This is a genomic window from Bacillus sp. CGMCC 1.16607, assembly GCF_042683745.1.
Lineage (GTDB): Bacteria > Bacillota > Bacilli > Bacillales > Cytobacillaceae > Pseudoneobacillus.
The window spans coordinates 105,171-126,975 of sequence record NZ_JBHUJX010000007.1 but is presented as its reverse complement, the minus strand read 5'-3'; the positions used below and the strand labels follow the sequence as shown (position 1 = coordinate 126,975).

Sequence of the window (21,805 nt, the reverse complement as noted above, 5' to 3'; positions counted from 1 at the left end):
GATTTAGAGTTTAGTATAGAATGACAGTCAGTTTTTTAGGAGAGATTAGGAGGATGGAAATGAGAGAGTGGAAGAAAAAGGTTGCCACGGTTGGTTTAAGTGCAAGTTTGCTAGCTGGTGTAGCCCTTGCTCCAGTAAATGCACTTGCTGAGCCATTATCAACGAAGGGTTTAGTGAACAAATATACGGCTGCCTCAATCGATATGAATCAGCCTTGGTTACAACAGAAAATAGATGAAGCAAAGCAATCTCCATTTAGCGAGGATACATTAGTTATACGTTATCAAAAGCCACTAACAGTCGCCGATCATCAACGAATGGGTGCAACGTTAGTAAAACAAATCTCCGAATTAAATTATGCAGTGGTTAAAGTTCAGGATAAAAAGAAATTACATAATGTTATTTCTAATTATCAAAAGCTGAATTCAGTCGTTTCTGTCAGTCCATCTGTACTCTATAAATCTTACGGTATGGCAGATCCTAAAGTAGGGGAACAATACCATCTCTCACAGCTTCAAATAGAAAAGGCTCAAAAGCTTGCAGGAAGCCATAAAGTAAAAGTGGCTGTCATTGACACTGGTATGGACAGCAAGCACCCAGAACTTAAGGGACAATTATTGCCAAGCTTTAACACGGTAAGTCCGATCAATCCTGGTTTGCCGGATTCCCATGGTACGCATGTAGCAGGGATCATTGCTGGTAAAAAGGATAACGGAATTGGCGGTTATGGAATTAATCCGAATGCAACGATTATCCCAATAGATGTATTTGATCGTGGCTGGGGCGCTACCGATTATGCCATCGCTCAAGGGATTCTACAAGCAATTAAAAGTGGTGCGCAGGTTATCAATATGAGTCTTGGCGGTCCTTTTACTTCTCCTTTAATTGAGGATGCTGTTAAGCAGGCCGTTGAAAAAAATATAGTCGTTGTTGCGGCAGCAGGGAACGAGGGAAGCGACTGGACCAACTACCCAGCAGGCTATGAAGGAGTTATTAGTGTTGGATCAACCAATGCGAAAAAGGAGCTTTCTACTTATTCCTCTTTCGGTACCTCTGTAGATGTAGTTGCACCAGGTGAAGAAGTATATAGTAGTATTTATGAAATTGAAAAACTATCTTCTTTCCGAAAAATGAGCGGTACTTCAATGGCCTCACCAGTGGTGGCGGGGGTAGCGTCTTTGCTATTAACAAAACACCCTAATCTTACTCCTGCTCAAGTGGAATATATCCTTGAGCATACAGCGAAAGATTTAGGAGATCCTGGCTACGATGTGAAGTTTGCCAATGGGTTAATCGACCCTGTTGCGGCTCTTAATTTTGATATAAATAAGCTACCGAAAAGCACCTTAAAACCATTAACAGAAAAAGAAATATTAGCACAAGCAAAGCAAATTAATCCGAATAAACAAGCCGTTTTAGAAACAGAATCCATTACAGCGCCATATGAAGAGCATTGGGTACAATTTACGGTTGAAGAAGGTCAATCGATTCAAGCCGTATTAAATGCTTCCCGACTTTATGATTACAAAATGATGATTCATTTTTATTCTAAAGACGGAAAGTATATGGAGAATGTGAATGAAGTCCGTGAAGGTAAAGCGGAAGGTAAGCTGATAAAAGCACCATTTAGCGGTACAGTCGCCATCGGTGTGAAAGACGTGAATGGCAGCTATGATGATTCGGATAAGAAATTATCACAGTATACTTTATCCATTGAAAAACTAACGGAGCTTCCGAAGGATGAATCAACATTAGAAGCTCCAATTGAAGTAAAGGAGCTTCCATTCCAATCGAAAGAAATTCCAATGACATTCACTGGAGAAGAAGGCGACGATGACTATCTGAAATTCTCAGTGAAGGAAAAGCAAGTCATTAAAATTAACACAAGTGCTGTCCCAGGTGTTAACTCAAGTATTAGCGTATATACTGCAGATATGCTAGTTCCTCCAGCTCAACCAGAAGAGGGGAAGGTTACTGCGGCACATGAAGTTCCTAAAGAAGAAATTTATCCGATGTTCTCTGCTAATTCGAAAGGAATTAGTGAAGGAGAAGTATTAACATTTGTAGCTGAACCAGAAATTCCATATGTAATTAAAGTTTCAAACAAACCAACAAATTTCTATAACTATTATGGAATGTTTGACCCTTATATGGGAATGAGTGAACCTGCTAAGGCGGAAGCATCTGTTATTCCATATTCCGTCAATATTGATGGAAAGGTATTGCCAACAGACGAAGATAACTATCCAATGATGGGTGAAATGCCTGGTCAAGAAACGAAAGAAATAAAGACAGAAACAATCATTAACAAGCTTAATACTTATAAAGCTGCTCACGATCCATGGTTTGACGAATATTTTACAAAAATAAAAGAAGCGGCAAGACCTCATGCTATCAGTGATGCTTCTAATGGTTACCTTCAATTTATGGGTGATGAGGATTGGTTTACGGTTACTCCAACTGCAACAGGAATCTATGAGTTCAACTTTACCAATTCCACTGATTTACCAATGATGGAAGTATATCAATTGAAGAAACAGAAGGATGATAAAGGGGAAGAATACTCCAATTTAAATATTATTGGATCAAACATGAATTATGGATGGTCAGCTCCTGAAATGACTCAAAAGCTCCTTACAGGATTACTGGCAGGGGAAACATATTATGTCAAAGTAAGCACAAGCTGGTTTGACAATAAGATATCCTTTGATCCTTATAATTTTACTTCTAATCTTTTAATTGAAAATCCTGGTGACAAATATGAAGATAACAATGAAACTGAAAACGTGAAGGATATCCCAGGACTTGTATTCGAAGGAAATTTTGCAATGCCGAATGACCAAGATGTGTTCTACTTCCAATCTAAATCCGAACAAGTTTATGGTGTGAAGATCGAACGTGGAAAATTAGACGAAAAGTTGAATAAATTACCGAAAGAAATTATTAGCCCGTTCTATGGCTATATGACTATCTTTGAAGATACGAATAATAACCGTAAACTAGATATTAGTGAAAATAATTCGGTTCAAATGATTCAAAAAGGTGGTTTAAATGGGGTTACATTCGGTTCGTTTAAAGCGGAAAAAGGCAAGAATTATATTATTACGGTAGCTGGCTATACAGAAAGCATCGTTCCTTTAACCTTGATGCCTTATAAAGTTTCCATTGGTGCGGTGGATGCTAAGGATGAGGACGCTGGAAACAAAGTCGTTAATAATAAACCATCAAAACCAATTGCTCTTAAAAAAATTAACAAACAACTTTGGGAATCAGCTGGAAATTTCAATGCAGGAATTGACTTCGGTGATGAAGATTGGTATACGTTAACTTTGGACAAAAATGCAAGTGGGACGATTAAATTAGAGACATCGCTGGAAATCGATGGACAAATTGAACTATATCAAGACGGTAAATTGATTTCATCTGCTGATTTCTATCCAGCAGGTGATGCGGAAGTAATGTCCGTTAGCCTCAAAAAAGGTACGTACCATGTGAAAGTTAAGGATTTCTTTGGTAACGCAACAATCACACCGTATAAGTTAAAGGTATATATGAACTAGTTCGAAAAGCAGGCTGTTCTTAGGAACAGCTTGTTTTTATGTTGTAGTCGCTAAGTGAGTATTTGCAAAATTTGTTTTATTTTTACGAGAAATATCGATAATATTTTTAATTAAAAATTCCATTTTGCCCAAATTTAACCTTGTATATCGTTTGTTATGTGATAAAATAAAAAAGTAGAGACAATTCCTGTTTTGTTCTACCCTATATAATTAAAAATGGTTGGGTTCAGGCCGGTGGGGGGTACCTACATTAGTAGGTACTCATCATTTTTTTTTATGACAATTATACCTTGATATATAAAAATCTGAGCCAATGGGCTCAGATTTTTTTTTAGCTTAAAGATTTTATAAAATAACAAGATGTGGTTTACTCTGAAGAAGTTTATCGTAATCCAGCTCCAGCGCCTAGCCCCGACGTACAGGATGTACAAGTGTCGACAATGCGACAGGACGTCGCGCTCTTGTCGACCTCGAGGTCAAATGTTCGCGGGCCCAAAAAGTCAAAGAACTACTTTCCGGGCCCGTGAAGCATTTGCTTGGCAAACCATAGAACGGTTTGCATAAGTGCGACTAGGGTCTCTGGCTTCGCTACTCTCGCCAATCGACCAGTCTTCTTTATCGGGGCTGATCAAGGCGCTTACGCATCTTGTTTTTAGCCTTGTATAGCAGATGCTTTCCAACGGCTTAAGTCAGGAGATTCCTTTAATAATAATGACTCTGGAAAAATGAATGTCCAAGGTTTGCTTGTGTTAGCTTTTACCTCAAAATCTTCAAGCTTAAATCCACCTTTTGCGATAGCGTCGCCAGTCGCATCCTCAACCAGTAATGGAAGCTGCTCCAACTTGATATTCTTGTCACTACCATTTCGAATCAACATCGTTACATGTAATTCTTTCTGTTCTGTGATTTTTGCCTGTAATCCAAGGAAATTAACTTCACCCTCTTTTGGAGGATCTATTTTTTCGACCATAGTTGTTAGTTTTTCCTTATCTTCAGGGGAGAGGCTTTTCTCCCATGATTCTGCCAAGTCTAATCGATGCTTCGTTTTAAGTTCAAATGCAAGCTTCCATCCCTCTTTAGGAATTTCTTCAGTTAATAGAGTTGATTTTTCAAAAGTGAAATTCCATGGACGACTGCTTCTCGCTGGCAACTCCCCAAGTTCTGATAAATCAAAAGCCTTACGAGCGAGTTTCTCGTCGTTTGGACCGATTAATAATAAATGTGTTTGATTTAATCGTACCGCTTGCAGTAGGCTATTACGTACAAAAGCAGAGACAATCACGGCATCACCTGTTTGATGCAGCTCAATTCCAGCCAAGGAAATTTGGTTAGGCTTTAGTGGGGGAAGATCATTATTTAAAAATCTAAGTACATATTGCTGCTCTTGAGGAATGTCGAGACTAGGATGGATAGATAATTCTGTTGTAATTTCAGATTCGTCCTGTAGTTCAGTTACATCTTTTAGTAACTCTTTTGAAGAAATCGTACTGTCTTTTCCACTTTTATTCTTTTTTTTGAAAAAAGATAGCATTGACATAAGTATGTATCCTTTCTTATCGCAATAAATTTAAGGGGCAGAAATGACTTAACCTGCCCCTTAATGCCTTTTTAAACCTTACAAATTTTTAATCAGAGCAGTAGTGTGAATGCTCATTTCTTTGGAAAGCTGAGCATACATTTGTTCGAATAATTCTAAACCTTCTTGTTGATATAGTCGCATTGGGTCTTCTTGCTGGTAATGACGCATGCCGATTCCTTCTTTTAGACGGGTCATATTCTCCAAATGCTTGATCCAATTATGATCGATAACTGCAGTCATGATTTGTTTTAACCCGTATTGAAGATTCTCATTTTCAACATAAGTTTGAAGTACTTCGATATGTTCATGGATACTTGCCATGACCACTTTTTGAATGTCTTCAAGCTCATATTGGTCACTAGGGAAGTTAATCTCTTTATCAATTAGGATATTTTCAATCTCAGCTTTTAGTTGTGGCAGTGGCCATTTCTCTGGGATCACTTCATCTGAACAATATTTCGTGATCAGATGATGGGCTGTTGCTTCAATCCTTGGAATAACGATAGAAACTAAATCATCTTCCTCTAAGGCCTTGTTACGTAGATGATAAACAACATTACGCTGTTCGTTTATGACATCATCTAGCTTTAAATTATATTCTCTGAAGGAGGAATTGGAGCCTTCAACAATTCGTTGCACCCGATCAACAAATTCCTTCGCTTTTTTATCTTGAATTAGACCCTCATCATTCGAAGTAAGGTTTGGAGATAATTTCTCCAATTCTTCCTTCGCGAATCGACGGAACATATCATCTTCTAAGGAAATGATGAACTGGCTTGATCCTGGGTCCCCTTGACGACCAGCACGGCCTTTTAATTGATTATCAACGCGACGGCTTTCATGTCTTTCTGTGCCGATAACATGGAGTCCACCAAGCTCTGGAACGCTTTCTCCTAAAAGAATGTCTGTACCACGTCCAGCCATATTCGTCGCAATCGTAATCCGGCCTAACTGACCTGCTTGAGAAATCAGGCGAATTTCTTGTTCAACCGTTTTCGCATTTAATAGTTCAAACGGAAGATTTTCTTTTGTTAAATATTCAGCCACTTTTTCAGATTGCAGAATGGAAGTCGTACCGACTAAGACAGGCTGCCCCTTTTCGTGACATTCTTTTACTTCCTTAGTTACGGCAAGATATTTTTGATCTTTCGTTTTATAAATCCGATCTTGTCTGTCATCCCGGATTACAGGCTTATTCGTTGGAATTTGAATAACAGACATCCCGTAAACTTGACGAATTTCATTTTCCTCTGTTTTGGCTGTTCCAGTCATACCACATAGAAGTGGATACATACGGAAATAGTTTTGAATGGTAATCGTTGCTTGTGATTTATTTTCGTCGGTAATTTCAAGTCCTTCTTTAGCCTCAATCGCTTGATGGAGCCCATCGCTTAATGTCCGACCTTCCATAATCCGTCCAGTAAACATATCGACAAGCATGATTTCACCGTCTTTGACAATGTAATCGACGTCACGCTCGAACATCACATGAGCACGAACAGCTTGGATCATATAATGATATAACGTTTGGTGCTCTAATTCGTATAAATTATCGACGCCAAAAGCCTTTTCCACTTTTTCGATACCTTCATCGGTTAAGCTTGTTGCCTTTGTTTCTTCATCAAATTCATAATCGACATCTAATTTGAATCGTTTGGCTAACTTTGCGCCAATATAATGAAGGTCAGAGTTAGATGGCATTTTGCCTGCAATAATTAACGGTGTTTTTGCTTCGTCAATTAATACGCTGTCTACTTCATCAATGATGGCAAAGTGGTAGGGGCGCTGAACACGTTGCGAAACATCTCCAGCCATATTATCTCTTAAGTAATCGAAGCCAAATTCTGTGCCGATTCCGTAAGTAATGTCTGCTTCATATGCTTGCTTTTTTTCTTCAGGCTGCATCATTGGAATATTAAGTCCAACAGTGAGTCCAAGGAATTCATGGATTTTTCCGATCTCATCACGGTCACGTGTTGCTAAGTAGTCATTCACCGTGATTACATGAACGCCTTTACCTTCTAGTGCGCGAAGATAGCTTGGAAGAGAGGCAACAAGTGTTTTCCCTTCTCCAGTCGGCATTTCTCCAATATTTCCTTCACTTAGGACAAGACCACCAATTAATTGCACATCATAATGACGTTTTCCAAGTACACGTTTAGAAGCTTCACGTACGACAGCAAATGCTTCTACTTTAATGTCTTCAACCGTTTGACCGTTTTCTAATTGATTTTTAAAATCAAAAGTCTTTTGCTTGAGTTCCTCATCCGTTAACTGTTCAAGCTGAGGTTCTATGGCATTAATTTTATCAACAAGTTTTTTATATTTTTTGAGACGGCGTTCATTGGAATCACCGAATGTTTTTTTTAGCAGTGAAAGCATTTTTTTACGCTCCTTATGCAAATTCGTCTATTAGTATACCATTTATTTTATTATTATAGTACAGATTAGAATAATAACAAAATTTGTTAAGAAATGTGAAACTTTCTTGCGAATCCCTCGTCAAATAATGGATGAGCCTAATACGACGTACATAAAAAATCAGTATGTAACGAATTTGTTAAGAGAGTGTGACTAAACATTTAAGTTTCTAAGATTAGCAAAATAGTTGTTTAAGAGTATGGGCGAGTATGCTATAATCCATTTTGTGTGGTCCTATTTTTTGTTAATTAATGTCGAAAAATACATCATTTATATGTTGGAAATTGTTTTGGAATGGTTATGCTAATATTCAAGGAGGAATTACATGATTTACTTGACCATGTTTATTTGTTTTGTTACCTCCATTTTAATCACACCGCTAGTGAAAAAATTAGCCTTTAAAATTGGCGCAACAGATAAACCCAATCAACGGAAAGTTCATGAAAAAATTATGCCGCGCCTCGGTGGCTTGGCTATCTATATTAGTTTTATCGTGGGCGTGATTGTTTTAAGACCATTTGATATTTATGATCCGAACCTAGATACTTCCTCTCTTAACACAGCGATTCTAATTGGGAGTGTCATCATTATCATTACGGGTATATTGGATGATATCATTGAGCTTTCAGCGAAAATTAAATTTTTCGGTCAAATTGCTGCAGCCCTTGTTGTTGTCCTTTGGGGCGGCGTACATGTTACCGAAGTTAACCTTCCGTTCTTCAATGGCTCCGTAGAATTCGGAATGCTAAGTATTCCGCTTACGATTCTTTGGATCGTTGGTGTCACGAATGCCATCAATCTGATCGATGGTCTAGACGGTTTAGCAGCGGGCGTTTCCACTATTGCATTGCTTACCATTTCTGGTATGGCAATCATTATGGGTGATACGTATGTGGTTGCCATGGGTTCGATTGTAATGGCAAGTACACTTGGATTTTTGATCTATAATTTCCATCCTGCTAAGATTTTCATGGGGGATACAGGCGCGTTGTTCCTAGGTTATATTATCTCCGTGTTATCGTTACTCGGATTTAAGAACGTAACCTTAATCTCATTCATTGTTCCCGTTATTATCCTCGGTGTGCCGATTTCTGATACATTCTTTGCGATTATTCGCCGGATTGTTAATAAGAAACCGTTGTCTGCACCAGATAAATCACATTTGCATCACTGTTTGTTGCGTTTAGGCTATACACACCGTCAAACGGTATTAATGATTTATGCTTTAGCTGCTTTCTTCGGTTTAGTAGCTGTTATCTTCTCGCAAGCGAAGATTTGGGGCTCATTCGTGGTCATTGCGGTATTGCTTCTTGTCATTGAAGTATTTGCTGAAAAAATTGGCCTCATGGGCAAAGATCACCGTCCACTGCATAAGATTGCACGAGGTATCAAGTATAATGTTGCGAGAAACCGTTAATAAAACATCAACCCTTTGGAGAAATTAATCTCTAAAGGGTTTTTTATTGGAGGAATTGTTGATAAGTGAAGTTATCAACAGATTTATATTGAATAGTCGGGAAAATCCTGATCAGTTATCAACAAATGAAGCCGTTTCACTTAAAAAAAGTCCACTTATCAACCGAATTACCCACATTTCTCACAGGCTAACTTAATTTTAGTGGAATAAATGAAGTTCTATCACGTAGCTCACGGCGACTTTCGCCTCACAAATACAGTCTATCGGACAAATTAAGTCGGCTAACGGACCATTCATGCGTTCTATCGGACAAATTCAGCCGCCTATCGGACAAGTTCACAATTCTATCGGACTTTGTCACAAATTCTAAAAGGTTCTCCCCATTCCCCAGCAGTTATCCACAAATAAAAAGCCATCCCTTTAAGGAATGGCCGAAGATATCTACTTAACAGAGGATGCTCTTACTAAAAACACCGCAAAATCCGCTTTTGTTGTATTTGCTGCAGGTTTGAACGTATGATTCGAATAGCCGGTTGTTACTTTTGAAGTGAATAGAGCATCGATATATGTTTTTGCCCAATGATTAGCAGATATATCTTTGAAATTCGCTGATTGATTACCTTTTAGTTGAAAAGCAAGTGTTAAAATTTTTGCCATTTGTGCTCTTGTTAAAGGTGCATCGGGATTAAACTTTTCAGCCTTCGCGAAAATTCCCTTTTGAGTAAGTTTGGCAATAGCAGGGTAAGACTCGTGATCCACTGCTACATCAGTAAAGCCTGGGTTTGGTGGAACTGAATTTTCTAATGGGATAAGTTGGAAAATTGCTTCAGCTGCTTCTTGGCGAGTAAGCGTTTTTTCAGGACCAAACTCGGAATTAGACACACCTTTTAAAACATTTCCTTCAACAAGCTGCATAATTTCTTTATAAGCCCAATGAGTTTCGGTTACATCCTCGAAATTCGGTGTTGTTTTAAACGCCTTTAAGTGGGCATCGGCAATCAATTGATATCCATCAAGGGATGGATGAATGTCCATTTTATTTGGTAAATACTTAGCGACATCTGCATCGAAAAGACCGTATAGTGGTACGTAAGTTGCTTTGTTTTCATTCGCCACTCTGTGGATAATTCCATTTAGAGATTCTAGAACTTGCTTAACTAATGGCTGTTGTTCGGCCGATAGATAAGGTAGGATGTTGTAATAGCCTAAGATGTATATTTTTGCAGAAGGATTCAGTTCCTTTATTGTTTTAAAAATATTTGCCAGATTAGCTTCGATCTTTCCTGCAACTTGAAAAGCTTGCGCCGGGGTAATGGTTACTGTTCCTTTTTCCTTATCAATCTTTGCAGCCTGTAAGAAGTCATTGCCTCCAGCAGATAGCGTGATGATATGTGCTGATTTGACTGTATCTTGGATTTTTTTTTCGTCAATCGCTTTGTTATTAACAAGATCATCCAATACATTTTGAGTGGTGTAACCAGGTACTGCAAATTTGTTTGTGTAGCTTTCTAAAGTGCCTTGTTTTTCAAGAGCATCTGCAATCATGCCTGTATACCCTTTGCTGATTTTTTTTGCTAAATCCGTTTCATGGGTCATACCTGCGGCTAATGAATCACCTAATGCCACATAGTTAACCTTTTGTGTATTTGCTTGAGCTATGGTAGGGGCACCAATCCCTAACAATAGGGTTAAAGTAGCCACCCAAACAATGAATTTACTAAAATGAGGTATTCTCAAAGTATTCACTCCTCTTGTGAAAGATTAATTTTTCTTCAACCTATTACATTCGACATTTTAGTGAATTATTCCTTCGATTATAAATAAACTAGCCAACTACCAATCTTTCATTTTCGTCCGAATAAATGCTATGTATTTTTGATCGGCTTGGAGCTCAAAGATGATTAACGATTTCTCCATATAAGCTTTTGCCTGCTTTAAATTATTTAGCAGCTCGTAGTTATATCCGATATGGTAGTGCAGTTCACCAAGCAAATATAGATTGTCCTTCTCAATACACCAGTTAATAGCTTCTTTGCAAATTGTAATGGATTGTTCATAATCCTGAAGCCGAGTGAGTGTTCGTGCAATGTTGTAATATAGTCTGCTGATAATCGTTTTATCTTGAAGATGGGGAAGGAGTCTCAAATGTTCTTTAGCCGGATTATAAATAGACAGTGCCTCCTCCAATTGATTTTCTTCAAAAAGGATGACTCCTTTACTTATATAAATTTCAATTTCCCGCTCTGTCCAATGCTTTGTATGTGTAAGTGTAATAGCCTCATCTAATAGTTCAATCGATCGTTCAATTCTTCGAAATAATTTATATTCGTAAATCCCTTTGTGCCATAATAACAATTGCAGATTTTTACGATTTTGTGTAAATAAAGGATTTTGTTCCTCATTTTCGACTAATTGCTTCATTTCCTCGTAGTTAACATTTCTTCTGGCAATCATTAATTGTCGGCTAACTTCATTTACATAATCAAGTCTTGGAGTCGAACCGATATCAAAGAAGTAGTTGACATCTACCCCTAATCGCTGTGAAATCTGGTATAAGGTAGAACTGTATGGATTGATGTCCCCATTTTCTATTTTACTAATTTGGGCTTGTGTACAAATTCCATTTGCTAAATCCATTTGAGTCAAATCAAGTAATTTACGCAGTTCTCTAATTTTTTCTCCAATCGCTAAATAATCCATCCATGTCACCTCTTAAATATTCCTATAATTATATTATGGATGATGCTAGAGAGTAAATGATAGATTTAACTCGAAAAATAGTAATAAATCGTCAATAACGCCAAAATACTTTAATTTCAATTTATGGTTTAATAAGGTTAAGTCGTTTTGTAGTTAAAAAATTTTATAGCAGGAGGTAAAGAATGAAAAAGCTTTTATTAATTTTCGGATTTACAGCTCTATTCGCTATTTTAAGTTTATCTGCAACAAGTGGACTTGAAGCAAGTAAAGGTAATGGTGATGTCGATGGAACAGAGCTACCATCTGTTACGGCTGAATTACCGTCTGTGTTCCAGACAGAGCTACCATCTGTTTTTACGGCTGAATTACCGTCTGTGTTCCAGACAGAACTACCATCTGTTTTTACGGCTGAATTACCGTCTGTGTTCCAGACAGAACTACCATCTGTTTTTACGGCTGAATTACCGTCTGTGTTCCAGACAGAACTGCCATCTGTTTTTACAGCTGAATTACCGTCTGTGTTCCAGACAGAGCTACCATCTGTTTTTACAGCGGAACTACCGTCTGTATTTCAGACAGAGCTGCCATCTGTTTTTAATGGATAGTTATCAATTTTTTAATATTGGTGATTCCATTAACCCACTATTATTTCTCTCATTTGTCACTTCGAAAGTTCGAAGTGATCTTTTTTTGAAAAATGGGGAGGGGCAAAACCGAAATTGAAAAAAAGCTGACCCAATGGCCAGCTTTAGCTTGCAGTATTTTCTACTACGTCGTTTGCGCTACTATCGGTTGAACTACCAATTTCGAGCTGTGACTTTAGTTTGGATTTTATTAATTCTAGCTCTGGTTCATCCAATTGGTAATAGTAGATTCCATCAATGGTAGAATTAGAGCCTTTCAGACTAAGTTGTTCGATGTTCAATTGATTACCAGCTTTAGCATAATCAAAGAAAGATTTCATTTCATCAAACGAAAGGTCCGTTTCCATGTTATTACCAACGGCTTCAAGGATGCTTGAGTATTTAGTAATTGAAGTTGCAGCAGTTGCTTTCGTCATGATCGATTTAATAATTTCTTGTTGTCGTTTGCCGCGTTCAATATCACTATCATAATGACGTGTTCTAGCTAATGCTAGCGCTTGTTCGCCGTTTAAATTCTGAATCCCTTTTTTTAGGTTGATCGCGTTACGTCTGTCTTTAGAGTCTTTTTCACTTAAGTTATAAGGTACTTCAGCTTGGATACCACCTAAAGCATCAACAATATCGATAAAAGCTTCAAAGTTCATTTTCACATAGTAATCGACAGGGATATCTAGTAACCCTTCCACTGTATCAATAGTTGACGCAATCCCACCTTTGCCATAGGCATGGTTGATTTTGTCCTCATATCCTTTACTAGGAATATACACGTAGGAATCACGTGGGATACTAAGCAATTTAACGGACTTTTGCTTTTTATTAAAAGTAGCCATCATTAAGGCGTCTGTTCGTGATCCAGCATTATAATTACGGGAATCACTATCATCGACACCAGCGAAAAGGACGGTAATATTATCTACTTCAGGATGAACATCTTTACTACGTATAGTTGATGTTCGATCAATAGGTTTGTACGATTTACTTACAACATCTTCAGCTTTATTGTATAGGTAAGTGCCGTAAACAGTTCCTGATATTAGAATGAGTAGTAATGGAGTTAATATCCAAAGCAGCCATTTTTTTCGGCCCTTTTTCTTTTTTTGTATATTAAGAGTGCGTCTATCATTAGACATATCTATTATTCTCCTTTATTAGCAAAATAAAATTCAAAATAAAATTCTTTATTCGCCAAATTTCATTTTACCGTTTTTTTCAACTTTCGTAAAATGAAATTTTTTGGAGGAAATTGTCGAAGTTCACAATTTTGCAAATTGTTCCAATTAATATACTCAAATTATTAGGTGCTTTTACGTTTTTAGAGGATTTAATTACCTTAATTTACTGCTACTGCCTCTTCTAAATAAGTAGTATCGCCTTTTTTGATTTGAGACTGACCATTTGTTAACTCTATCATCCAGTCAGTAAAAATCCCTGTTTCTTCTTCTTTGACATACGTTTCGAATTCAACCTGTTCAAGATAGTGAATTTCTTTGATTTGGTAGATGGAGTTTCGCAACTCATTTTCAATTTTTCCAAGCCAAGTATAGTCTACCTGTGTATGAATGACTCTCATTAGTTGGCGATTAACGACACCTGTTGCTTTTATTCCTTCAGAAGTGGCTTTACCATAGGCGCGAATAAGTCCTCCTGCTCCTAATTTTATTCCACCAAAGTAGCGGGTTATGACAACAACCGTGTCTTTCAAATTCTTTTTTTTCAATACTTCTAAAATAGGGACACCAGCTGTACCACTTGGTTCACCGTCATCATTTGCTTTTTGAATATGATTGTTTTCGCCAATTAAATAAGCTGAACAATTATGTGTGGCATCCCAATGCTTTTTCTTAATCGTTTGAATAAATTCTTGTGCTTGTTCCTCTGATTCAGCCCGGCTGACGTAAGCAATAAAACGAGATCTTTCTATATTAATTTCATTTTCACCATAAGGTTTTACTGTATAATAATGAGAGAGCATAAGATCTCTCCTTTCGAGTCTGTAATTATTACCTTTTATTATAGAAGAATAAACATATGTTTGTAATGCCCTTTTTGCGTCGTGCTATACTAATGGTTGAACATTGCTGAAAAACAAAAAAAGCTACTTGGATTATTTTTCAAAAAAAATAGGAAAAAAGATAGATGGGCAACGGACGTAAACTGTGACTATCTATCGAAATTGTATCATATAGAAATATTTTAATTTGTAAATGATGCTAGTTCATTGGTTTCACGATAAAATATTTTTAATGTCGAAGGGCTAAGAGGGTAATCTAATGGCGAAAAAAAAATTCGATTCGAAGCTGCTTGATACAATATTAAATAATATGATTGATACTGTTGGAAATAGTAAAGATGAAATTTTCCAAATTGGTGAGCAATGCCGAAAAGATTTCGAAAGCATTTCGGATGAATTAAAAGAAGTAAAGATCGCGGTGATAAAGGCGATAGATGATGGTGATCAATTGGAGGAGCAAGCACGTCAGGCTCGCAATCGATTATCTGATGTTAGTCGTAATTTCGGACGTTATAGTGAAGAAGAGGTCCGAGAGGCATATGAGAAGGCGCATAAGCTGCAAATGGACCTGTCATTGAGTCGCCAACAAGAAAAATTATTGCGCAATCGGCGTGATGATTTGGAAAGAAGATTGATTGGGATACAAGAAACGATCGATCGAGCGGATCTTTTAATATCGCAGGTTTCAGTCGTCATGTCGTATTTAACTAGTGATCTGAAAGAAATGGGACAAGCCCTTGAGGATGCGCAAATAAAGCAAGATTTTGGCTTGAAAATCATTGAGGCTCAGGAAGAAGAGCGGAAAAGATTATCCCGTGAGATTCATGACGGGCCAGCGCAAATGCTGGCAAATGTGATGATGCGTTCGGATCTAATCGAAAGAGTGTACCGTGAACGAGGGGCCGAACAGGCATGGGATGAGATTAAAAGCTTTAAGAAAATGGTGCGTAATGCTCTTTATGAGGTACGGCGGATTATTTATGACCTACGTCCGATGGCTTTAGATGACTTAGGTCTCATACCGACCCTCAAAAAATACTTACAAACGACCGAAGAATATCATAAAAGTTCAAAAATTTCGTTTATTAGCGTAGGGCAGGATCGTCGCTTAGCGACAAAGTATGAGGTGTCCATTTTTCGCTTAATTCAAGAATCAGTCCAAAATGCATTGAAGCATGGTGAGGCAAGAGAGATTCAAGTGAAGGTAGAGCTTGGACACGATCGAATCACGGTAATGGTAAAGGACGATGGCAAAGGATTTAATTTAGATCAAGTAAAATTTGAATCGTTTGGCATTTTAGGAATGAATGAGCGAGTGGATCTGTTAAATGGGGAAATATCAATTAACTCGAAAGTGGGCGCTGGGACTATAGTGTTGATTCAGATTCCGTTAGTAGAGTCATAAATCGTTTGTTTTACGAAAAAATGAAGCTAAAGGGAGGCGAAATCGATGACAACAAGGATTGTAATTATAGATGATCATCAATTGTTTCGTGAAGGGGTTAAACGTATTTTGGATTTCGAACCTAGTTTCGAAGTGGTTGCTGAAGGCGATGACGGGAGTGAAGCACTTGCTTTAGTGGAGAAGCATCATCCAGATGTCATTCTTATGGATATCAATATGCCGAAGTTAAATGGGATTGAGGCGACACGTGAATTAATTGAGAAATTTCCTGAATCAAAGGTTATCATTTTATCCATCCATGATGATGAGAACTATGTTTCCCACGCGTTGAAAACAGGAGCAACTGGCTATCTGTTAAAAGAAATGGATGCGGATGCGCTAGTAGAAGCGGTGAAAGTTGTTGCGGACGGAGGCTCTTATTTACATCCAAGAGTCACTCATAATTTGGTGAAGGAGTACCGCCGTTTAGCAGTAGGCGAAAGTAATGAAGAAGTAGTGGCATTCCAACAAACAGAAATTCGTCGTCCCCTGCATTTATTAACCCGTCGCGAATGCGAAGTACTGCAAATGCTTTGCGATGGAAAAAGCAACCGGGGCATCGGCGAAGCCTTATTTATCAGTGAAAAAACAGTGAAAAACCATGTAAGCAATATTTTACAAAAAATGACCGTGAACGATCGCACACAAGCTGTGGTAGAAGCAATTAAGAATGGTTGGGTTGTTGTGAGATAGTGAATCGTATCGTTACTAGTAGTGTGTGGGCTAGGCTCCAACTTGTTGGGGTTTGGCCTATTTTTGTGCAAAATTGTGACAAAGTCCGATAGAAATGTGAACTTGTCCGATAGACGCCTTCGGGATGTCCGATAGAACTGTGAACTAGCCCGATAGAAGACTTCGATTGTTCGATAGACCCTCTCGAGGAGTCCGAATAGAACTGTGAACCTATCCGAAAATCCCCTTTGTGCAGTCCAATAGACTTATTTTGCATCTATTTTTCAAGAAGTTATCACAAAAAAGATAAAATGGAATACGATGGTAAAATAGAAAACACATAAGAAAGCATTTCATGCGATAAATTCCGATTACACTTTGGAGCTTTTCCCTATATTTCTACTATCTTAGCTTATTTTAGACTTATAAGTCGTGGATAACTCTGAAGTGGTTTTTCGGAATCCAGCTCCAGCGCCTAGCCCCTCGAGGTCAAATGTTCGCGGGCCCAAAAAGTCAAAGAACGACTTTCCGGGCCCGCGAAGCATTTGCTTGGCAAACCAAAGAACGGTTTGCATAAGTGTGACTAGGCCTCTGGCTTCGCTACTCTCGCCAATCGCCAGTCTTCTTTATCGGGGCTTACAAGCGCGCTTACGCATTTTGTTATATGGAAGGATTTTGCCAATGTCTAACGAACAGCAAGAACTCTTTTTGAAAATAATTACAGAAGCCTATCAAAAGGGGACAACGTGTAGAGATATTTCGGTGGCAGGTCTATTAAGTGAAATGAAAGAAAAATTAATTCGTGTCATTGAAAAAGAAGCCTGAGGTAATAGGCTTCTTTTTCATGCAAAGAAGAGACGATGCTACTTGGAGCACTGTCCAATGATTAAAATTGTACTGTTTGATAAATATCTTCTAACAATTTTAATCCCTCTTCGTATTTTTCCGTATCTTTTACGTAGCCAAACATGATATACTGTTTCCCATTGTGAATCGTAAATAAACCGATAATGTAACTTCTAGTTTCAAAGGTTGAGAATTCTTTTGCGTAGTAAAATTCTTTTCCATTGATTTCAGTAAACTTTTCCTCGATCAGTTCTGAATCCCCTTCCTCCTCCATCATCGTATGGAACTCCGTCTGAATTTCACTTAAATTATTTGCTTCACTTTCCGTTTCGATAAACCAAACTTTAAATAATGGGTTTTCCTCATTTTCACTTAATAATAGTGAGTTATCTTTGTCCCAATTAAACCCGTTAGGATAACGAAAAGTAAGGACATCATTAAAGGTACCCGTATTTTGGAACTTTGGAAGTTCTTCTTTAGGAGCTGTTTTTTCAGGGATAGGTGAAGGTGATTCCTCCTTTTTAGCATTACATCCCAACATCAATATAGCTATGAGTAAGAATAAAACGATTATATTGAGCTTTTTCATCTCTTTCCCTCCAAATTTTTCTTAATAAAATATATCCTAAAATGCTGGATTTTTCTATTAAAAGGGTATGGTATGGTACGATTATCCAAATCCGTGCAATTTCTTTTCCAATCGTTTAAAATAGAAGGACAGAGAAAATGTGAAGGATGGTAACTCTTTTATGAAAGTAGCAGTTGTCACGGATAGTACAGCTTACATCCCAAAGGAATTGCGCGAGCAGCTTCATATCCATATGATCCCGCTTAGCGTCATCTTTGGAAATGAGACCTATCAAGAAGAAGTAGAAATCAGTGCAGCTGAATTTTATGAGGAAGTTAAGACGAAGGAGCTGCCGACAACCTCGCAGCCTCCAGTTGGTCAGTTTGTTGAGCTTTTTGAAAAATTAGCGCAGGACTATGATGCGGTCATTAGCATTCACCTTTCAAGTGGAATCAGTGGTACGTTCCAAGGAGCAGTCGCTGCTGGGGAAATGGTGGAAGGCATAAAGGTATACCCGTTTGATTCGGAAATAAGCTGCATGGTTCAAGGGTTTTATGCACTTGAAGCGGCCGAATGGGCGAAACAAGGAAGATCAGCAGACGAGATTATGAATCGCCTCCGGGAAATGAAGAAATCGATTCAAGCTTATTTCATGGTAGACGACCTCGCTCATTTACAGCGCGGGGGCCGACTCTCAAGTGCTCAAGCGATTATCGGAAGTTTACTACAAGTTAAACCTCTGTTACATTTTGTTGATAAAAAAATCATGCCATTTGAAAAAATTCGTACTCGTAAAAAAGCAATGAAACGGATTGTCGATTTGCTAGGTGCCGCTGTGATGGGCGGTGGTGCGTATCGCGCCGTTATCATTCATGCGAATCGTGAGGAGGAAGCACTCGAGTGGAAAAGCGATCTCGAAGCTCAGTTTCCAAACGTCGAATTTATGATTAGTTATTTTGGACCAGTGATTGGTACCCATCTAGGCGAAGGCTCAATGGGACTTGGTTGGGTGAAGAAATAACTTATAAGGAAAGAACTACTTCTTAGACTGACGCCATTCCGGATATTTATTTGGAGTGGCGTTTTTTTGCCTCCATTAAAAAAGAAAGTAGGTGTTCATTTGCAAAATTCAGATGAATTTATCCCGCATACAAACTTCGATTTCAACCCTCAACTTCAACTCTTCTTAACTGGAAGACAGCTCCTTTTAAATGAAATTCCATTTCCAAAGGAAGAAATTCAGTCCCATATCGTTCATGGCTTAGTGCATAGTCAACAGGGGATAACTCAAGTGAACAAAAAATCAATATGCAACCGCTGCGGCAATCACGACCCCAGTTTGATCGCTATCTTTCCATGCGCAAGATGCTGTAAACCATGTCAATATTGCCGGAAATGCATAATGATGGGGCGAGTTAGCTCCTGTTCGTCATTGCTCCATTGGAGTGGCCCACCCGCAGAGATAACCTCAATAGATAAACCACTTGACTGGGTTGGTTCATTATCCGTTGGCCAAACAGTCGCATCGAATCGAGTCGTCGAAGCGATAAAAGTCAATCAAGACTGTTTGGTTTGGGCAGTCTGCGGCGCAGGAAAAACGGAAGTTCTGTTTGCTGGAATCGAAAAAGCACTCCAGCTAGGAAAACGAGTCTGCCTTGCCACACCAAGAACCGACGTCGTCCTCGAACTCACACCAAGGCTTCGAAAAGTATTCCCAAACATCGCTGTTGCATCACTGTACGGAGGGAGTGAGGATCGCCACGTATTTGCCCCGCTAACCATTGCTACTACCCATCAATTGCTCCGATTTTATCAAGCGTTCGATATGATGATTGTTGACGAAGTGGATGCCTTTCCTTATACAGCTGATGAATCGTTACAACAAGCCGTCCAAAAAGCAAGGAAACAACCATCCTCACTCATCTTTCTCACAGCAACACCAAGTGAAAAATGGCAACGGGAATGTCGATTAGGAAAACGAAACTACGTCACCATCCCCGCCAGATTTCACCGCCACTCACTCCCGATACCGAAATTCGTTTGGTGCGGCAATTGGAAAAAGAAGCTGTTAAAAAACAGCCTACCTCCAAATGTACTCCAGTGGACAATAGCACGCTTGCAGCAACGAAAACAGGCACTTCTCTTCTTCCCAAACATCCGATTGATGGAAAAAGTCTTGCCAATCTTCCAAGCGCTAGACTCTCGTATCGAAGCAGTTCATGCTGAAGATTCACTTCGTAAAGAAAAAGTCCAGGCAATGCGCGACAAGAAAACACCGATTCTTCTAACAACCACCATCCTTGAACGAGGTGTCACCTTCCCAAACATCGATGTCGCAGTCGTAGGGGCAGAAGAAAGCATCTTCACTGAAAGTGCCCTCGTCCAAATCGCAGGAAGAGTAGGTCGTAGCGCCCAATATCCAGATGGAGACATTACCTTCTTCCACTACGGCAAAACCGAAGCCATGATTAAAGCCCACAAACAAATCAAGCAAATGAACAAAGAAGCCCTCCAAAAAGGACTTCTGGATTAGTATCACTTTACCGCATTAACGCACTGGGGGTCAGTCCCCCGGCGCTTTAAAGCGCCAAAGGGACTGACCCCCAGTGCACTAAGGAGGAAGGGAGAGGAAGTAAGATGTTGGATTTATTTCAGCATGAACGATGTTTAGTCTGTCAGGAGGTGATGGATTCTTCGTTTGGGTGGGTGGATTTGTTTTTTCCCGAAAAGGAGGAATCCATGTGCCAAATGTGCAAAAGTAAGCTGCAAAGAATGGAAGGAGAGACTTGTCAGATTTGTGGTCGTTCCTTCGAATCATTAGACCCACAATATCGGAACGGAAATCTATGTAATGACTGCACCCGCTGGGAGGATGACTCAGACTATAAAGGGGTTCTCACACAAAACCACTCTATCTACCAGTACAATGATTTCCTCAAAGAAATCATCGCGAAATACAAATATCGCGGAGATTATGTCCTCGCAAAAATATTCGTTGAAGAAATACAAAATAAAATAAAAAACATCAAGCCAGACTTCATCATCCCCATTCCTCTAAGCGAAGAACGCCTCCAAGAAAGAGGCTTCAATCAAGCAGAAGCCCTAATCATAGAATCAGGCTTCAAATCTGCTAATCTATTAACAAGAATCCACTCAGAAAAGCAATCGAAAAAATCTCGCTCGGAGCGAATTCATCTTCCCCGAGTGTTCCATACCACCGAACAAGTAAAAGGGAAAATCCTCCTAGTAGATGATATTTATACAACAGGGTCAACGTTAAGACATGCTGCCAAAGTACTGGAAAAAGCAGGTGCCGAATCGATTTACTCCCTTACCATTGCCAGAGGATAGAGAATCTCTGACGGATAATAATTCCGATTCCCAATGTTATCTTTAGAAGCTATAATGATAAGTAATACATTATTCGACATGGAGGTATACATACAATGAGTGAAGTAATCAATTGTCCGAATTGTGGCGCTATCTTTATGAAAACAGCCTTCCGCTCCGTTTGCCAAAACTGCTGGAAGGAAGAAGAAAAAGCGTATGAAACCGTCTATCAATATATGAGAAAACGCGAAAATCGAGCGGCAACCATTGAACAGGTTGTTGAAGCAACAGAAGTTTCCGAAGAGCTTATTTATAAGTTTGTCAGAGCTGGAAGAATACAAACGGCTCATTTTCCAAACTTAGGATACCCATGTGATAAATGTGGTCATATTATTCGAACAGGAAAGATTTGTGGTAGCTGTCAGGATAGTCTGCGTAAAGATCTTAAACAGTTTAATACTGATGAACAGCGTAAAAAAGAATTAAAGCGAAGTGAGCATGGTACATATTTATCAGAAAAGTAATTACTCCACTCAAAGGCTAAACCAACTTAATGCGGTTTAGCCTTTTTTATTGAAAAATTTTAGCAAACAGATTAAAGAAATTTTTTTAA

The 21,805-nt window shown here is 38.7% G+C and carries 17 protein-coding genes; 10 read left to right on the top strand and 7 right to left on the bottom strand.

Going from position 1 to position 21,805, the window contains the following annotated elements; genetic code table 11:
* Positions 1–59 precede the first annotated feature (59 nt).
* The gene (locus ACFSO7_RS01935) at positions 60–3,560 is read left to right on the top strand and encodes a S8 family peptidase (RefSeq protein WP_377874845.1); all 3,501 of its coding nucleotides are present in this window, start codon (positions 60–62) and stop codon (positions 3,558–3,560) included.
* A gap of 652 nt (positions 3,561–4,212) precedes the next feature.
* Here ACFSO7_RS01935 and ACFSO7_RS01930 read toward each other — a convergent pair.
* Together ACFSO7_RS01930 and secA2 are read right to left on the bottom strand one after the other, a co-directional pair.
* On the bottom strand, positions 4,213–5,091 hold the full coding sequence (locus ACFSO7_RS01930) for an accessory Sec system S-layer assembly protein (protein WP_377875080.1): 879 nt from the start codon (positions 5,089–5,091) through the stop codon (positions 4,213–4,215).
* Positions 5,092–5,175: 84 nt separating this feature from the next.
* The gene (secA2, locus tag ACFSO7_RS01925) at positions 5,176–7,521 is read right to left on the bottom strand and encodes an accessory Sec system translocase SecA2 (protein WP_377874843.1); all 2,346 of its coding nucleotides are present in this window, start codon (positions 7,519–7,521) and stop codon (positions 5,176–5,178) included.
* 364 nt (positions 7,522–7,885) lie between these two features.
* Between secA2 and ACFSO7_RS01920 the strand changes: the two genes are divergently transcribed.
* Positions 7,886–8,977, top strand: a complete 1,092-nt coding sequence (locus tag ACFSO7_RS01920; protein WP_377874842.1) for a glycosyltransferase family 4 protein — start codon at positions 7,886–7,888, stop codon at positions 8,975–8,977.
* Between the two features lie 441 nt (positions 8,978–9,418).
* Here ACFSO7_RS01920 and ACFSO7_RS01915 read toward each other — a convergent pair whose 3' ends face one another.
* Both ACFSO7_RS01915 and ACFSO7_RS01910 read right to left on the bottom strand, forming a co-directional pair.
* Positions 9,419–10,714 (bottom strand): S-layer homology domain-containing protein, encoded by a 1,296-nt coding sequence (locus ACFSO7_RS01915; protein WP_377874840.1) that lies wholly within the window; start codon positions 10,712–10,714, stop codon positions 9,419–9,421.
* 96 nt (positions 10,715–10,810) lie between these two features.
* Positions 10,811–11,677: a helix-turn-helix domain-containing protein gene (locus ACFSO7_RS01910; RefSeq protein ID WP_377874838.1), complete on the bottom strand. Its 867-nt coding sequence runs from the start codon at positions 11,675–11,677 to the stop codon at positions 10,811–10,813.
* Between the two features lie 182 nt (positions 11,678–11,859).
* Between ACFSO7_RS01910 and ACFSO7_RS01905 the strand changes: the two genes are divergently transcribed.
* Positions 11,860–12,282 carry a hypothetical protein gene (locus ACFSO7_RS01905; protein ID WP_377874836.1) on the top strand — a complete coding sequence of 141 codons (423 nt, stop codon included), beginning with the start codon at positions 11,860–11,862 and terminating at the stop codon, positions 12,280–12,282.
* Between the two features lie 143 nt (positions 12,283–12,425).
* Here the strand turns inward: ACFSO7_RS01905 and ACFSO7_RS01900 are convergent, their stop codons facing one another.
* Together ACFSO7_RS01900 and ACFSO7_RS01895 are read right to left on the bottom strand one after the other, a co-directional pair.
* Positions 12,426–13,451 (bottom strand): LCP family protein, encoded by a 1,026-nt coding sequence (locus ACFSO7_RS01900; protein WP_377874834.1) that lies wholly within the window; start codon positions 13,449–13,451, stop codon positions 12,426–12,428.
* 200 nt (positions 13,452–13,651) lie between these two features.
* The gene (locus tag ACFSO7_RS01895; RefSeq protein WP_377874832.1) at positions 13,652–14,293 is read right to left on the bottom strand and encodes a YigZ family protein; all 642 of its coding nucleotides are present in this window, start codon (positions 14,291–14,293) and stop codon (positions 13,652–13,654) included.
* Positions 14,294–14,591: 298 nt separating this feature from the next.
* Here ACFSO7_RS01895 and ACFSO7_RS01890 point away from each other — a divergent pair, with 298 nt between their 5' ends.
* The 3 genes from ACFSO7_RS01890 (at position 14,592) to ACFSO7_RS01880 (ending at position 17,273) form a co-directional block, all read left to right on the top strand.
* Positions 14,592–15,737: a sensor histidine kinase gene (locus tag ACFSO7_RS01890; protein ID WP_377874830.1), complete on the top strand. Its 1,146-nt coding sequence runs from the start codon at positions 14,592–14,594 to the stop codon at positions 15,735–15,737.
* Positions 15,738–15,782: 45 nt separating this feature from the next.
* Positions 15,783–16,469, top strand: a complete 687-nt coding sequence (locus tag ACFSO7_RS01885) for a response regulator (RefSeq protein WP_377874828.1) — start codon at positions 15,783–15,785, stop codon at positions 16,467–16,469.
* 660 nt (positions 16,470–17,129) lie between these two features.
* Complete coding sequence (locus tag ACFSO7_RS01880; protein ID WP_377874826.1) at positions 17,130–17,273, top strand: YwzD family small protein; 144 nt, start codon at positions 17,130–17,132, stop codon at positions 17,271–17,273.
* A 61-nt stretch (positions 17,274–17,334) separates the two neighbouring features.
* Here ACFSO7_RS01880 and ACFSO7_RS01875 read toward each other — a convergent pair whose 3' ends face one another.
* On the bottom strand, positions 17,335–17,883 hold the full coding sequence (locus ACFSO7_RS01875; protein ID WP_377874824.1) for a hypothetical protein: 549 nt from the start codon (positions 17,881–17,883) through the stop codon (positions 17,335–17,337).
* 160 nt (positions 17,884–18,043) lie between these two features.
* Here ACFSO7_RS01875 and ACFSO7_RS01870 point away from each other — a divergent pair, with 160 nt between their 5' ends.
* The 4 genes from ACFSO7_RS01870 to ACFSO7_RS01855 all read left to right on the top strand — a co-directional run bounded on the left by ACFSO7_RS01870 (position 18,044) and on the right by ACFSO7_RS01855 (position 21,716).
* Positions 18,044–18,883 (top strand): DegV family protein, encoded by an 840-nt coding sequence (locus ACFSO7_RS01870; protein WP_377874823.1) that lies wholly within the window; start codon positions 18,044–18,046, stop codon positions 18,881–18,883.
* Positions 18,884–18,982: 99 nt separating this feature from the next.
* Positions 18,983–20,395 (top strand): ATP-dependent helicase ComFA, encoded by a 1,413-nt coding sequence (locus ACFSO7_RS01865; RefSeq protein WP_377875078.1) that lies wholly within the window; start codon positions 18,983–18,985, stop codon positions 20,393–20,395.
* A 104-nt stretch (positions 20,396–20,499) separates the two neighbouring features.
* On the top strand, positions 20,500–21,213 hold the full coding sequence (locus tag ACFSO7_RS01860; protein ID WP_377874822.1) for a ComF family protein: 714 nt from the start codon (positions 20,500–20,502) through the stop codon (positions 21,211–21,213).
* Between the two features lie 95 nt (positions 21,214–21,308).
* Positions 21,309–21,716, top strand: a complete 408-nt coding sequence (locus ACFSO7_RS01855) for a TIGR03826 family flagellar region protein (protein ID WP_377874820.1) — start codon at positions 21,309–21,311, stop codon at positions 21,714–21,716.
* The last annotated feature ends 89 nt before the right edge of the window (positions 21,717–21,805 follow it).